This is a genomic window from Oceanococcus sp. HetDA_MAG_MS8, from assembly GCA_019192445.1.
Taxonomy (GTDB): domain Bacteria; phylum Pseudomonadota; class Gammaproteobacteria; order Nevskiales; family Oceanococcaceae; genus MS8.
On the sequence record JAHCMK010000002.1, the window covers coordinates 479368 to 493697 of the forward strand.

The following is a 14330-nucleotide window of genomic DNA, read 5'->3' on the forward strand; positions in this document are numbered from 1 at the left end:
CGGGAACTTTCGCGCGCCATTTGGGTCGACAACGCTATCTTTATAGCGCGGATTTACCGCGCTGCAAGCTATTTACGTGGCCGGCGACCTGGGGCCGGGACGGGGGAGCACAGTCATGAATTTTACTCGGCTGGCCTTTGCCAACCCTGCCGCCACCGTGGTGCTTACACTGTTGTTGCTGGTCGCAGGTGGCGTCAGCCTGTTGCAGCTGCCCATCCAGCTGTTGCCGCCCATCGAAGAGCCAGAAATTGGGGTGTGGACCAACTGGCGCGGGGCCGCTCCCGCCGACATGGAGTCGGTCATCATCGAGCAGCAGGAACGTGTGCTAGCCACCATTCCTGGCCTGGAGCGCATTCAAAGCAATATTCGCCAAGGCAATGGCGGGCTCAACCTGCAATTTGCCATGGGCGCCGATATGCAACGCGCCTACCTAGATGTGATTAACCGCCTGCAACAGGTGCCACCGCTGCCCGACGACGCGGAAGGGCCTTGGGTGCGCATGGGTGGCGATGACTTCTCCGGCGGTAACGCGGCCTCCTTGCTCATTCGCACGCTCGATGCCGATGACGCCCGTGACCCGGCCGACTTTCACCCCATGATTGAACGCGAGGTAGAGCCGCTTCTGGCGCGGATTCCTGGAGTCGCTCAGGTGCGCCTGGAAAGCGAGCGACCGGAAGAAGTGGATGTACGGCTGGATAGCCTGCGCACCGCGGCCCTGGGCATTCCCCTAGACCAAGTGGTTGCTGCCGTAAATTCTGCGGTGGATGTCTCCGGCGGCTTTGCCGATGTGGGCCGGCGCCAATACACCGTGCGCATGTTGGGGCAAGTCAGTGTGGAGCAGCTGGGTGAGCTGGTGGTGGCCTACCGCGAGGGCCGCGCCATTCGGCTGGGCGATATTGCCCGCATCAGTATCCAACGCCAGGAGGCGCAGGGTTTCACACTGCGCAATGGCTTTCCCGCTTATTACCTCACCCTGGCACGAGAAAGCGGCTCCAACACCATCGCCATTTTGGACGAGGTGAATAAGGTCATTGATGAGATCAATGCCGGGCCTTTGGCGCAGGAGGGTTTGGCCATTGAGCTGAGCTACGACGCCTCCATTCATATCCGCAGGGCCATCAATCTGGTGCAAGGCAACCTCGTGCTGGGCAGTCTGCTCGCCACCCTGGTTTTGTTCGCCTTTTTGCGCCATTGGCGGGCGACCGTCTTGGTCGGTTTGGCCATTCCAGTGTGCTTATTCAGCGCCTTCATTGCCCTACAAGTCACCGGGCGCAGCCTGAATGTGATTTCTCTGGCGGGGCTGGCCTTTGCCGTAGGCCTGGTTTTGGATGCGGCGATTATCGTGCTGGAGAACATTGTGCGCCTGCGCCAGGGCGGCGCCGATTGGACTACCGCCGCGCGCGATGGCGCCACCGAAGTGGCCCCTGCACTGCTGGCCTCCACGGCTACCAGTATTGCAATCTTCCTCCCCATCTTGTTTATGACCGGGCCCGAAGGCCAACTCTTCGCCGACTTAGCCTTAACCCTGTCGGTCGCCGTGGTGGCCTCTTTACTTACGGCTTTGGGCTTACTGCCGGTGATGGCGCACTGGGCACTGCGCGAAAAAGGCGAGGTGGTCGACCGCTTGGCTCCGCTGTGGGACCGGCTGACCGAACTCACCATGCGCCTCACGGCGAACCCACGTACCCGGCTGGGCATTATTGGCGCGTGCACCGTGGGCGCTGCGGGACTGGCCTGGGCCTTACTGCCCTCGGCCGACTACCTGCCCCAAGCCCGTTCAGACAATGTATGGGCGAATTTTTCCTTGCCCCCTGGCGCCTCCAAAGCCGCCGTCCGCGAAGATTTAGCCAACATCGTGGTGGAGCGCCTTAAGCCCTATATGAGCGGCGAGAAAACGCCGAAAGTGGCGTACTACAACCTCTCTTCGTGGAACCGGGCCTGGACCGGTATGGCCTTGTACCCGGCCGATCCTCAGGAGGCCGATGCCATGATGCAGGCCATGCGTGAGGATATTTTGGTGGGCCTTCCTGACACCCGCGCCTTTGTGGTGCCCGGCTCATTACTCAACTTCAGCGGGGGTGGCAATCGCCAGATTGAACTGGCTATTCAAGGTGCCGACCTGGACACCCTTATTGCTGCCGCCCGCGTAGCCCAGGCCAAACTGCAGGAGGTACTACCCGGTGTGCCCGTGCAGCCGAGGCCGGAGCTAGACCTGGCCGAGCCGGAACTTCGCATCATTCCCGATGCTATGCGCCTGGCACAGGCAGGTTTAAGCCGGCGCGCTCTAGGCAATGCTGTGCGCGCTTATACCGATGGTTTGTATGTGGGCGAATACTTCGACGGCAGTCGGCGTATGAATATTTGGTTGCGCGGTGAAACCTGGCCAGACCCGGAAACACTGGCTGCCATGCCCATCGCCACGCCTGGCGCGGGCGTGCAACAACTCGGCGCCCTGGCCAGCTTAGAACGCAGTGTTGGCCCCAGCGAGCTGCTGCGGGTTGATGGGGAGCGCACCCTCAGCCTGCGCATCTTCCCGCCCGAAGACCGCACCTTGGAAGATTTGATTGCCCTGCTGCGTAGCGAGGTGGAGCCGGCCGTGCTGGAGGTCTTAGACGGCACAGGCCGCGTACGCTACCAAGGCAGCGCGGATGGACTAGATGAGGCTTTGCGCGCCATGGGCATGAACCTGCTCTGGGCTTTGATGATTTTGCTGCTGATCCTCACCGCCATGTATCGCTCTTTGCGCGACGCTCTCATGGTGGTGTCGGTGATGCCTTTGGCCTGTGCCGGCGGTGTTGTCGCCCTGAGCCTATTCAACCTCTTCAGCTATCAGTCCATGGATTTGCTGACCATGAGCGGCTTTGTGATTTTGCTGGGCTTGGTGGTGAACAACGCCATCTTATTGGTCGACCGCACGCGCACTGGTGAACTGGCTGGACTGGCACGCACAGATGCGGTTCGTCAGGCGGTGCGAGAGCGAGCTCGCCCCATTTTCATGAGCACCACTACCAGCTTGTTCGGCATGTTGCCCCTGATGCTCATGCCCGGTACTGGCGCGGAGATTTATCGGGGCTTGGCCACCATTATTGTGGGCGGGCTGTTCGTCTCGGCCTTGTTCACCTTGCTACTACTTCCCAGCCTGCTGCGGCTTGGAGCCGCTCAGGCCCATGTCGCCACCGGCGCCCAGCTTAAGCCGGAAGGAGCCTAGGCTTGAAATACTCTTTGATTGCGCTTGGTGTTTCGGCACTACTGGCATTTTCCGCCGCGGCACAACCCGGCGCGGCCCCTGTGGTGGTCGATGCGGTGCGTGCGGCCCAGGATCAAACCACACCGCGGAACCAATCGGGCTACATCCAGCCTCGCAATAGCCTGCGCCTGACTGCCGCACAGGGCGGACAAGTGCTGTCCATTGCCGAGCCTGGCAGTCGGGTAGCCGCGGGTGAGCTGTTGGTAGAGCTGGATGCCACGCCATTGCAGTTAGACCGCCAAGAACTCGAGGCTAGGCTTCGCCGCAATGCGGTCAGCGTGCAGCAAGCGGAGCGGCGGATAGAGCGCATACAAGCCCTGCAGGGGCGCGACTTGGTGTCGTTAACAGAGCTGGATGACTTACGGGAGCAGCGTGATTTGGCGCGCGCCGACCAGGCCATTACCCGCGCCCAGATTGCGCAGCTGGATGACCGCATCGCGCGAATGCGCATTGCCGCTCCCTATGCCGGCGTGATGAGTACGCGTTTGGTGCAGCAGGGCGAAGAAGTGCAGGCCGGAACGGCACTGGGCGACTTCATTGGCACCGAGCAGTGGGAACTGCGCGCCCTGTTGCCGTTGAGCTGGATGGCCGCTCTGCGCAGCGGAGATCAGTTACAAGTCCACAGTCTCAACAAGCAAAGCCCCGCTATTGTGCGGGCCTTAATTCCCAGTGCAGACCGCGAATCTCAAACATTCACCCTGCTGGCGGACATTCCCGCGCAGCCCGCTCAGCGCTGGGCTGCCCAAGAACTGGTGACGGTGGTCCTTCCGGCCCAAGCTCAGCAAACACGCCTGCTGGTGCCTCGTGATGCCGTAGTGCTGCGTCGGGAGGGCCACCGCGTGGTCCGAATCAACGCTGAGAGCCAGGCCGAATGGGTTAGTGTGCGTATCGGCCAAGGGCGTGGCGATTGGCTGGAGGTTGAAGGACAACTGAAGGCGGGTCAGCGGGTCGCGACTCGCGGCGTGGAGCGCTTACAACCCGGCCAGGAGGTCAGCATTCTGCGCGATCTGGCCGCCGAAAGACTAAGCCAAACTCGCGGCGCAGACGCTGGCTAAGCCTGGGCTCAGGCAAGGGGCCGGCGCATGCGCAGCCTGCTTACCTGAGCCCATTGCAGCGCTTGCTTAGCTCAGCTCCAAAGGCTGTGTTTCAGCAGCCAGTTTGCCGCGCTCTTTGGTGGCGGTGCCGGTAAGCACAAAGCCTAAGGTTTCGCCACTTTGGGCCTTGTACCGCGCAACCCGGTTGGGCGCCTCGCCTTCCAATTCCCAGTCGCCCTCGGCATCTCGCGGGGGTGCACACACAATGGTGGGCAGAACCGGCGTCTTGACGATGACCGGCATCACCGGCCAGCTCACGGGAGTGGCTTCGCCGGCCAAAGTTTTGGCCAAGGCGCGTGCGCACTGGGTGATCGGCAAGATATACGGCAGTACATGGCCGCACACTTCAGCCACATCACCGAGTGCGTAGATATCGTTGGCTGAGGTTTGCAGCATGCGGTTCACGCGAATACCGCGTCCACAGTCCAGGCCTGCGGCTTGCGCGGGAGCCGTGTTGGGCACCAAGCCCACGGCCGAAAGCACCAGATCGGTATGCAGCTCTTGGCCATTATCCAAACGCACGGTGAAGCCGTCATCGTCGCGCGACACGCTCGCCACGGTGCGCCCAAAATGAAAGCGGGCTCCGGCCTTTTCCAGGGCCGCTTGTAGATCTTGCGCGGGCTGCTCGGGGAGCAAGGTGCCCAGCGGATGCTGGAGCGGGTCGATCAAAGTCACCCGATGGCTGCTCGCCAGCAAATCGTTGGCGTACTCGCAGCCAATGAGCCCGGCGCCAATAATTAGCACATGTCCGCCGCCGGGAAGCTGCTCACGAAAGCGGGCGTAGTCCAGGCGGTTGTTGACGTGCAGCACGGCGTCTACAGCATCACCCTCTAGAGGCAGTTCGCGGCAGGATGCACCATTGGCCAAGACCAATTGGCTGTAAGACAACTCGGAGCCATCATCCAAAAACAGCGTGTGCGCAGCCGGGTCGATGCTGCGGATACGCACCTGGGTACGCAGCGTGGCTTGGTAATCCGCGGCGACCTTGTCTGGCGCCGCCATCACCAACTCATCGGCCGACTTATTCGCGGTGAGCGACTTTGACAGGTTGGGCTTATAGTAGGCCGCACCGTCGTCCGCTGTAATGAGGGTGAGCGGCGTGTCGGCGTCTAGTTTGCGCCACTCACGTGCCAGCGTGAGGCCAGCATGGCCGGTGCCGACAATGACCAGGCCGCTCAAATCTCAACCATTTCAAAGTCGGACTTCGGAGCGCCACAATCGGGGCAGGTCCAATCATCGGGAACGTCGTCCCATGCTGTACCCGGCGGAATACCTTCGTCTGGCATACCCAGGGCTTCTTCGTAAACGAAGTCACAGACCAAACAACGCCACTTGCGCTGACCACTCATGATGCGCTCCTTTATAGGGAGGGGAATTGATTTGCAGCATGGCCGAGATGGAAGGCATTGAGCAACCATGTCATCAGCCGCTGGCAAAGTATAGCCGGAGCACCTGCGGAGTGTTCTCACACAAGGTATCATCCGCATATCCGGATACACGGATGGAGTCCGTCATATGTCCCTCAACGAAACCCTCGCGCAACGCATTTTGATACTGGATGGGGCCATGGGCACCCAAATTCAGGAGCACAACCTGAGCGAGGCCGATTATCGCGGCAAGGAGTTTGCCGACTGGCCTTCCGACCTCAAGGGCAACAACGATCTGCTGTCCTTAACGCAGCCAGACCTCATCCGCGATATTCACACCACCTACCTGCAGGCGGGTGCGGACATTGTGGAGACTAACACCTTTAACTCCACCTCCATTGCTCAGGCGGATTACGCTATGGAGGAGCAGGTGACCGCGCTGAATGAGGCCTCAGCGCGGCTGGCGCGTGAAGCCTGCGATGCCGTGGCGACCCCGGACAAGCCGCGCTTCGTGGCTGGCGTGCTCGGCCCTACCAACCGCACCGCATCGATTTCACCAGACGTGAACGACCCCGGTAAGCGCAATGTGAGCTTTGCCGAGCTGGTGCAAAGCTACACCGAGGCTTTAGCCGGGCTGATCAAGGGCGGCGCGGACCTGATTCTCATCGAAACCATTTTCGACACGCTCAACGCTAAAGCCGCCGTCTATGCGGTGGAGGATTACTTCGGCAGTCATGCACGTCTGCCGGTGATGATCTCCGGCACCATCACCGATGACTCGGGGCGCACCCTCACTGGGCAAACCACGGAAGCCTTTTATAACTCGCTGCGTCATGCAAAGCCGCTGAGCTTCGGCCTGAACTGTGCTTTGGGGCCAGATAAGCTGCGCGCTTATGTGTCCGAGCTGTCGCGGATTTCCGAAGCCTATGTCTCAGCGCACCCCAATGCCGGACTGCCGAATGAGTTCGGCGAGTACGACCTTGGCCCCGAGGAAATGGCGGCCCAGATCCGCGAATGGGCCCAAGCCGGCCTGCTGAACATCGTGGGCGGGTGCTGCGGCACCTCGCCAGACCATATCCGCGCCATCGCCGCTGCCGTCGCCGACTGCCCTCCCCGCCAACGCCCCCAGCTCCCTCCAGCCATGCGCCTGTCCGGCCTTGAGCCCTTTGTCGTAGCTGCCTAGAGCGAAGATGAGCCGCAGATTGACGCAGATTGGCGCAGATTGGGGTAGAGAAAGTCCGCTACTCCACCCAGATGCCGTAGCTCTGCTGCATGAGCAAGCCACACAAAGACTGGCAGACCCATGCAGTGATTGGCGCGGCTATGGAAGTGCATCGCCAGCTCGGAGGCGGTCTTTTGGAACGGGTGTACCAACAAGCCCTAGCCGTCGAATGCGAAATGCGCGATATCCCCTTTCGCACCGAAGTCCCGCTCAGAGTGCATTACAAAGGGCGTCCGCTTCCTGCTCAGTATCGAGCGGATCTGCTTTGCTTTGGTCGGGTGATCGTCGAGTGCAAAGCCAAACAGGCCATTCTGGCCGAACACATCGCACAGGCACTGCATTATCTGCATCTCACGCGGATGCCCATCGCGCTCGTACTCAACTTTGGCACTCGCTCCCTCGAGTGGCAGAGAGTTGTGCTCTCGAGCCAGCGCTAAGCGCAAGCGCGGGGTTTCATCAGTCACTGCGGGTATCAGGCTCTGCAAAAAGGGCCTTCGTGATTCGAGTCCCCATCAAAGGCTTTGATCAGGCTGGTCCCCATGGCTTCGCGCTGCAACGCCACGCCCTAATCTGCGGAAATCTGCGCCAATCTGCGGCCCCTGCTTTCCGCTGTCTTGAGGAACAGCCCTTCTGCGCATCCTCGCACCCACCCCACAAAGTATGTCTGTTATGAGCCAAACACCTATCCAATTCGTCAATGTTGGTGAGCGGACCAATGTCACGGGCTCGGCGCGTTTTCGGCGGCTGATCAAGGATGGTGATTACGACACCGCTTTGGAGGTGGCCAAGCAGCAGGTGGAAGCCGGTGCTCAGGTGATTGACGTGAACATGGACGAGGGCATGCTTGATGCCAAGGCGGCCATGGTGCGCTTTTTGAACCTGGTGGCGGCGGAGCCGGATATATCCCGCGTGCCCATCATGATTGACTCCTCCAAGTGGGAGGTGATCGAAGCCGGGCTGCAGTGCATCCAGGGCAAGGGCATCGTCAACTCCATTTCGCTCAAAGAAGGCGAAGAGCAGTTTTTAGAGCACGCCCGCAAAATCCGCCTGTATGGCGCCGCCGTGGTGGTGATGGCTTTTGACGAAGACGGCCAGGCCGATACCTGCGCCCGCAAGGTGGAGATTTGCCAGCGTAGCTACAAGCTGCTTACCGAAAAAGCCGATTTCCCGGCGGAAGACATCATCTTTGACCCGAATATCTTCGCTATTGCCACCGGCATCGAAGAACACAACAACTACGCCGTGGACTTTATTGAGGCCACCAAGGAAATCCGCGCTACCTGCCCTGGCTGCCATATCTCCGGCGGCGTCTCCAATGTGAGCTTCTCCTTCCGGGGTAACGAGCCCGTCCGCCAGGCCATCCACTCGGTGTTTCTGTACCACGCGGTGCGTGCGGGTATGGACATGGGCATCGTCAATGCCGGGCAGCTGGCTGTGTATGACGACCTGGATGCCGAGCTGCGGGAGCGTGTGGAGGATGTGGTGCTCAACCGCCGCGACGACGCCACCGAACGCCTGCTGGAAACCGCCGAGCAATACCGCGGCCAGGCCGCTACCGAGAAAACGGTAGACAACATGGCCTGGCGGGAAAAGCCCGTTGCTGAGCGCATTACCCATGCGCTGGTCAAAGGTATTGATCAGTTCATCGTGGATGACACTGAAGAGATTCGCCTAGAGATCGCGGCCCGTGATGGCAAGCCCCTAGAGGTGATCGAAGGCCCCCTCATGGACGGCATGAACGTGGTGGGCGATCTGTTTGGCGCCGGCAAAATGTTCTTGCCACAGGTGGTGAAGTCGGCACGGGTGATGAAAAAGGCGGTGGGTCATCTCATCCCCTTCATTGAGGCCGAGAAATCGGGCGACGCCCAAAGCAACGGCAAGATTTTGATGGCCACCGTCAAAGGCGATGTACATGACATCGGCAAAAACATTGTGGGCGTGGTGCTCCAATGCAATAACTTCGAAGTGATCGACCTGGGCGTGATGGTGCCGGCCGACAAAATCATCAGTGCCGCCCAAGAACACAATGTGGACATCATCGGTTTGTCTGGACTGATTACGCCCTCACTGGACGAAATGGTGTTCTTGGCCAGCGAAATGGAACGCCTTGGCATGGACATCCCGCTGCTCATTGGTGGTGCCACTACCTCTAGAGCCCATACCGCGGTGAAGATTGACCCGGCTTACTCCGGCCCCGTGGTTTGGGTGAAAGATGCCTCCCGCTCGGTGCCTGTAGCCGCCAATCTGCTCTCGAAAACTGGTCGGGCCAAGCTCATGGACCAAACCCAGTTGGAATATGACGGCATTCGCGAGCGCCATGCGGCTAAGCGGGGACGCGAGAAGTTTGTGAGCTTGCTGCAGGCCCGCGCCAACGCCGATGCTTTGGACCATGCGCGTATTCCCCAGGCTCCGGCCACCTTAGAGCGCCAGATTCTCAAGCCTTATCCCATTGCCGAGCTGCGCCAGACCATCGACTGGACGCCATTTTTTATTACCTGGGAGATGAAAGGCCGTTACCCCGACATTCTGAACAACCCCAACTATGGTCCGGAGGCGCGCAAGCTATTCGCCGATGCCCAAGCCATGCTGGATCAGATTGAGGCCGAAAACTGGCTGGAAGCGCGCGCCGTATGCCAAATGTTCCCGGCCCAGCGCCAGGGCACCGACGACATCCAGATTCAGACCGCAGACGGGCCGGTGGTGTTGCATAACCTGCGCCAGCAATCCGAGCACCGCCCCGGTGTACCGCACCATTGTCTGGCCGATTACATCGCCCCTTCCGATGGCACGCCAAAGGACCACATGGGCGCCTTTGCGGTGGGCATTTTCGGCGCCGCCGAACGTTCCAGGGCCTACAAAGAGGCCGGAGACGATTACAACGCCATCATGATCGAAGCCTTGGCCGACCGTCTGGCTGAAGCCTTTGCCGAGCATCTGCACCAAAAGGTGCGCCAGGAAATTTGGGGTTATGTCCCTAATGAAGGCCTGGATAATGCCGAGCTGATCGCCGAGAAGTACCAGGGAATTCGCCCCGCACCCGGCTACCCCGCCTGCCCTGAACACACGGAAAAAGACACCTTGTGGCAGGTGCTGGATGTAGAAGGCAGCATTGGTATGCAGCTCACCGATTCCTACGCCATGTGGCCTGCGGCAGCGGTGAGCGGCTGGTATTTCGCGCATCCACAGTCGCAATACTTCGTGCTGGGCCGCATTGATAAAGACCAAGTCGAAGACTATGCCCAGCGTAAAGGTTGGACTCTGGAAACCGCCGAGCGCTGGCTGGCTCCGTATCTGGGCTACGACCCCGAAGACTAACCCGGCTCTGCACCGTCGCCGTGTTGGTTAATGTGGCGGTAGATGCGGTGAGGCGGCGCAGTCGTAATACACTGGGCCGGGTTTCACGCACGCCAGCAGCATGGATTTCGGGCCAATTGCCAACTACTTGCCCCATCGGGTGATCAAGCGTCGTATTCGTGCGGCCGCTGTGCGCCGGGTCCGCAAAGACTTAGTTCTGGCCGGGCGCAAGGAAGAAGATCTGCCTAGCCAAGACTTGGAATACCTCTTGGCCGATGCGGAAAAAGATGTGATTGCCGAGCTCCAACGCACCGGCTTGCTGGGCGCGCTGGCCCTGCTTGGCATTAACCTTTTTTAAACGGTTATGTCTTGGTATCGCCTAGCACGGGCAACGGTGCTGCTACAGCTGGGGCGCAAGTACCGCCGTCGCCTGCTACGGATGATGTTTGCCCTGGGCTTGGCACTGACCACCAGTTGGGCCTACCCCGATGTAGCAGCCTTACTGGCCGCCCAAGCGCCGCAGTGGGCGGTAGCCGCTTTGGTGGTAAAGACGGCGGTGATCTTCGGCGGCTTCGTCGCGGTTTTCTGGGAGCTGAGCCAAATACTCGCAGGCCGTGACGGCCAACCGCTGGCAAAACCCAAGCCGGAGGAGTCTGACGCACCCGCTAAAAATGCTAGGCTGCACAGCGCTGCCACGCTTGGCAATAAGGGCGAGACTCAAGCCCCGCGCCCCTTAGATGCGCTGGCGAAGAAACCTAGGCTACGTTCGCGGCGAGAGAAGATTTTGCAGCGCGACTAAGGCGGCGCTCAAGCAAGGTCGATGACCACAACCCAGCCATGCAAAAGGCAAAGAACAGCAAGAACCCTGGCTGCAGTTCCGTCCCGTTGGTTGTAAGCACTTCGGCACCGCTCATCGGTTGATTCAACCGCCCCAGCTGACTGTCCATAAGGCCATCAAAACCTAGGTAGGCCATGATGATGGCCACCACCATCACATCCGCCATGGACCATTTGGCGGACTTCAAGGCAAAGAAGCGCCGCACCGGGGCATGCGCTGGCGGCTGCGGCCCTAGCAAACTCAGCGCGGCGAGGAGTTTTGTGAGGGGGAACAGAACGCTGAAGGTCATCACCGCCACGCCGACCAGCGCCGCACCCAGGTCACCGTCTTGCAGCATCAGCCACACAATATCCAGCACGCTTTTGCTCTGGAAGTACAAGACCTGGTCGCTGAAGACGATGCGCTCACCCAGCAGCTCCAGCTTGAGCTCACTAATTCGGGCTTCTACATTCAGCATCGGGCAGAGCACCCCCGCAGCCATCACTGCGGAAATCCCCAATAAGGTCAGCGCCCAGCCCAGGCGCCCCTGATCTAGGCCCTGCCAAATCCCCTGCCGGCTGGCCAGCGTCATCTGCAACAGCATCACAAAAAGAGCGCCTAGCAGTACCGCCATCTGCCATTGGGCATGCTGCTGATGCTGCTTCACTTTGGCCAGCAGAACACCGCGGCAATAGGCCCACTCTACGCAGTCGTGCTCCAGCTCAATGGCCTCGATGCGCGTACGGTCTACTGCAGTGAAGGTAGATTGCGAGACATCCTCCAGAGCGGTGCGCAAGAAGGCGCTGAGCTCAGCCCTGGCCTCAGGCTTATCCAGCTCAATTAAGATTTGCTCTGCGTAGTAGGGCGCTTTGTCGCGAATATCTTCAAAGTCGACCAACAAGTCTTGCAAGCCCTGGCGGAACTTGCCCTGGACGCGTTGCCACCAGTCCCCCTGGGCGTTGCGCTGCCGAATATAGCTATCAATTTCGCGCAATAGGGTGTCCAACACCCGGCTGAAACTGGCCTTAATGGCGGCGCGGTTTTCTGGCCCTAAATCCAAGGTTTGCACCTTGTGCTCGAGGATGCGGCTAATTTCGTCCACCCAGACGCTGGCATCCAAAAGGCCGTATTGAATGTTCTCCAGTTCTGCCTTCTGCTCGCGCAGATGCTGAGCGGCGCGCAGACTGTGAACGACCTCATAGGTGCTGAGCAGCACCACCAGGAGCAGCAAGGCCTGAACCACCACTGGCCATAGTGGCGGCTTCGACGCTACTGAAGCCTCAGGCATGCCGCACCATTAATGCCCACCACCACCGCCGCATGATGCAGCCATCGCGATTGAGGTCCGGGTGCTCCCGAGCGGGCAGCGGTGCGCTTTAAAATCGCGAGTCATCAAAATCCGGTAGAGTTTTGGTGAGCGCGGCTTTAGCTGCTTCCTGTTGGTTTTTACTGCCTAGCAACTTCAGTTGCAGCTCTTGCTCTCGCGCCAATACCGTGGAGGCATCTGGCTCATTCCAGTTGGCATCTAAGAGCTGTTTTCCTAAGCGCAGGGCTTCCGGGTTCTTCTGGCACAGGTCTGCCGCATAAGCACGTGCTGCCGCCAAAGGGTCGGTTTCAAGGCGGGTCACCAGACCTAGGGTCAGGGCCTCTTCGCCGCTGACAATGCGTCCGCTGTAAGTGAGGTCTTTGGCAACATCTAAACGTACCAGCTCGCGCAGGGTCGCCGTTCCCGTCACATCCGGAATCAACCCCCATTTAATTTCCATGACTGATAAACGCGCATCAGGCGTAGCAAAACGCAGGTCGGCCGCGAGCGCGATTTGAATACCGCCGCCAAAGCAGGCTCCATGGATGGCACACAGCACCGGCACCGGCATCTGCTTCCACACCCAGGCGGCCTCCTGCACAAAATTGGCCTGCGCACCTTCAGCCCGAGAAAAGCCCTGCTTAAAGGCATCTGGCTGCTGCATCATCGCCGGATAATCTAGGCCCGAGCAAAAGCTGGGCCCATCGCCACATAGCACCACAGCGCGCAGGCTGCGGTCGGCCGCAAGCTCGCGCCCGGTATGTACCAAGGCCTCAAACAGGGGCCAATCCAGGGCATTGTGTTTGTCTGGCCGGTGCAAGTGCACTTCAGCCACAGCGCCATCACGCTGGACCACTAAAGGCTCGCTCAAAGGGCTATCTCCGCAAGGTCTTTGGTCGCAGTATGCCAAGGTTTTAGGGCCGGGCGATGTAACATGACACTCTGGGATAAATCTGGAATGTTGTAATGAGTCTGCAAGCAGCCTGCATCAAGGGCTTAGGCACCTATGTGCCACCTAAGGTCGTCACCAACCACGACTTAGAAAAGTTCATGGAAACCAGCCATGACTGGATTGTGGAACGCTCCGGCATCGAACAACGGCATTGGGTTGAGGGCGGTGTGCAGGGCAATTACGACCTGGCGCTGGAAGCGGCACGGGCTGCACTCAACGATGCACAGATGCAAGCCAGCGACATTGACTGCATCATCTACGCCACACTTTCTCCTGATCACTATTTCCCTGGCAGCGGCGTGTTCCTGGGCCGTGAGCTCGGCATTATCGGCGTGCCCGCCTACGACATTCGCCAACAATGCTCTGGGTTTGTCTACGGACTAGAAATGGCCAACGCGCTGGTTGCCAGTGGGCAATATCAGAACATTCTGTTGGTAGGCTCAGAAACCCACTCGCCAGGCCTGGATAAAACCACCCGCGGCCGCACCATTTCCGTATTGTTTGGCGATGGTGCCGGCGCCGCCATCATTGGCCGCGCCACCGATGACCAACATAAAATTTTGGCCAGCGAAGTCCATGCCGATGGCTCTGGCGCGGAAGATTTGTGGATGCCTTATCCCACTTTCCGCAAGCCCGAAATCATGACCCATGAAGACCTGGACGCAGGTCGCCAGTACCCCACCATGGAAGGGCAAAAGGTGTTTAAAAACGCCGTCAAACGTATGCCCGAAGTGGTGCATTCCGTGCTCAGCAAGGCTGGCTACACCCTGGATGATCTGGACATGCTCATCCCCCACCAAGCCAACCTGCGCATTAACGAAATGGTGGCCAAGCTACTGCGTCTGCCCCCCGAAAAGGTGCATAACAACATCCAGAAATACGGCAACACCACTGCCGCCACCATCCCCATCTGCCTCAACGAAGCCCGCGAAATGGGCAAGGTCAAGTCCGGCGACTTGGTCTGCTGCGTCGCCTTTGGCGCCGGCTTCACCTGGGGTGCGGTGCTGCTGAGACTGTAGAGCAGTCCTGCG

At 59.8% G+C, this 14330-nt stretch carries 12 protein-coding genes; 8 read left to right on the forward strand and 4 right to left on the reverse strand.

Translation table 11 applies throughout. The features are described 5' to 3' along the window. Positions 1–115: 115 nt before the first annotated feature. Together KI787_05020 and KI787_05025 are read left to right on the forward strand one after the other, a co-directional pair. The gene (locus KI787_05020) at positions 116–3208 is read left to right on the forward strand and encodes an efflux RND transporter permease subunit (protein ID MBV6629300.1); all 3093 of its coding nucleotides are present in this window, start codon (positions 116–118) and stop codon (positions 3206–3208) included. A 2-nt stretch (positions 3209–3210) separates the two neighbouring features. Next, positions 3211–4302: an efflux RND transporter periplasmic adaptor subunit gene (locus KI787_05025; protein MBV6629301.1), complete on the forward strand. Its 1092-nt coding sequence runs from the start codon at positions 3211–3213 to the stop codon at positions 4300–4302. 66 nt (positions 4303–4368) lie between these two features. Here KI787_05025 and KI787_05030 read toward each other — a convergent pair whose 3' ends face one another. Both KI787_05030 and KI787_05035 read right to left on the reverse strand, forming a co-directional pair. Continuing rightward, a complete protein-coding gene (locus KI787_05030) occupies positions 4369–5520 on the reverse strand; it encodes an FAD-dependent oxidoreductase (protein ID MBV6629302.1) in 1152 nt (383 codons plus the stop codon). Then, positions 5517–5690 carry a rubredoxin gene (locus KI787_05035; protein ID MBV6629303.1) on the reverse strand — a complete coding sequence of 58 codons (174 nt, stop codon included), beginning with the start codon at positions 5688–5690 and terminating at the stop codon, positions 5517–5519. The genes KI787_05030 and KI787_05035 overlap by 4 nt, the downstream gene beginning before the upstream one ends. Positions 5691–5856: 166 nt before the next feature. On the opposite strand from KI787_05035, the gene KI787_05040 reads away from it, so the two are divergent. The 5 genes from KI787_05040 (at position 5857) to KI787_05060 (ending at position 11023) form a co-directional block, all read left to right on the forward strand. Next, complete coding sequence (locus KI787_05040; protein ID MBV6629304.1) at positions 5857–6891, forward strand: homocysteine S-methyltransferase family protein; 1035 nt, start codon at positions 5857–5859, stop codon at positions 6889–6891. An 89-nt stretch (positions 6892–6980) separates the two neighbouring features. After that, positions 6981–7367, forward strand: coding sequence for a GxxExxY protein (locus KI787_05045; protein MBV6629305.1), 387 nt, complete (start codon positions 6981–6983; stop codon positions 7365–7367). Between the two features lie 223 nt (positions 7368–7590). Beyond that, positions 7591–10245 (forward strand): methionine synthase, encoded by a 2655-nt coding sequence (metH, locus tag KI787_05050; GenBank protein MBV6629306.1) that lies wholly within the window; start codon positions 7591–7593, stop codon positions 10243–10245. Between the two features lie 100 nt (positions 10246–10345). Next, the gene (locus tag KI787_05055; GenBank protein ID MBV6629307.1) at positions 10346–10582 is read left to right on the forward strand and encodes a hypothetical protein; all 237 of its coding nucleotides are present in this window, start codon (positions 10346–10348) and stop codon (positions 10580–10582) included. Positions 10583–10588: 6 nt separating this feature from the next. After that, on the forward strand, positions 10589–11023 hold the full coding sequence (locus KI787_05060) for a hypothetical protein (GenBank protein MBV6629308.1): 435 nt from the start codon (positions 10589–10591) through the stop codon (positions 11021–11023). Here KI787_05060 and KI787_05065 read toward each other — a convergent pair. Together KI787_05065 and KI787_05070 are read right to left on the reverse strand one after the other, a co-directional pair. Next, positions 10980–12329: a paraquat-inducible protein A gene (locus tag KI787_05065; protein MBV6629309.1), complete on the reverse strand. Its 1350-nt coding sequence runs from the start codon at positions 12327–12329 to the stop codon at positions 10980–10982. The two genes, KI787_05060 and KI787_05065, sit on opposite strands and share 44 nt — an antisense overlap. 88 nt (positions 12330–12417) lie before the next feature. Further along, the gene (locus KI787_05070) at positions 12418–13218 is read right to left on the reverse strand and encodes a crotonase/enoyl-CoA hydratase family protein (protein MBV6629310.1); all 801 of its coding nucleotides are present in this window, start codon (positions 13216–13218) and stop codon (positions 12418–12420) included. A gap of 95 nt (positions 13219–13313) precedes the next feature. Here KI787_05070 and KI787_05075 point away from each other — a divergent pair, with 95 nt between their 5' ends. Then, positions 13314–14318, forward strand: coding sequence for a ketoacyl-ACP synthase III (locus KI787_05075; GenBank protein ID MBV6629311.1), 1005 nt, complete (start codon positions 13314–13316; stop codon positions 14316–14318). The last annotated feature ends 12 nt before the right edge of the window (positions 14319–14330 follow it).

Excerpts from the sequence above, each read along its gene's own strand:
- KI787_05020 (MBV6629300.1), top strand. The coding sequence starts at position 116 with ATGAATTTTACTCGGCTGGCCTTTGCCAACCCTGCCGCCACCGTGGTG.
- KI787_05035 (MBV6629303.1), bottom strand. The coding sequence starts at position 5,690 with ATGAGTGGTCAGCGCAAGTGGCGTTGTTTGGTCTGTGACTTCGTTTAC.
- KI787_05040 (MBV6629304.1), top strand. The coding sequence starts at position 5,857 with ATGTCCCTCAACGAAACCCTCGCGCAACGCATTTTGATACTGGATGGG.
- KI787_05045 (MBV6629305.1), top strand. The coding sequence starts at position 6,981 with ATGAGCAAGCCACACAAAGACTGGCAGACCCATGCAGTGATTGGCGCG.
- metH (MBV6629306.1), top strand. The coding sequence starts at position 7,591 with ATGTCTGTTATGAGCCAAACACCTATCCAATTCGTCAATGTTGGTGAG.
- KI787_05055 (MBV6629307.1), top strand. The coding sequence starts at position 10,346 with ATGGATTTCGGGCCAATTGCCAACTACTTGCCCCATCGGGTGATCAAG.
- KI787_05060 (MBV6629308.1), top strand. The coding sequence starts at position 10,589 with ATGTCTTGGTATCGCCTAGCACGGGCAACGGTGCTGCTACAGCTGGGG.
- KI787_05065 (MBV6629309.1), bottom strand. The coding sequence starts at position 12,329 with ATGCCTGAGGCTTCAGTAGCGTCGAAGCCGCCACTATGGCCAGTGGTG.
- KI787_05075 (MBV6629311.1), top strand. The coding sequence starts at position 13,314 with ATGAGTCTGCAAGCAGCCTGCATCAAGGGCTTAGGCACCTATGTGCCA.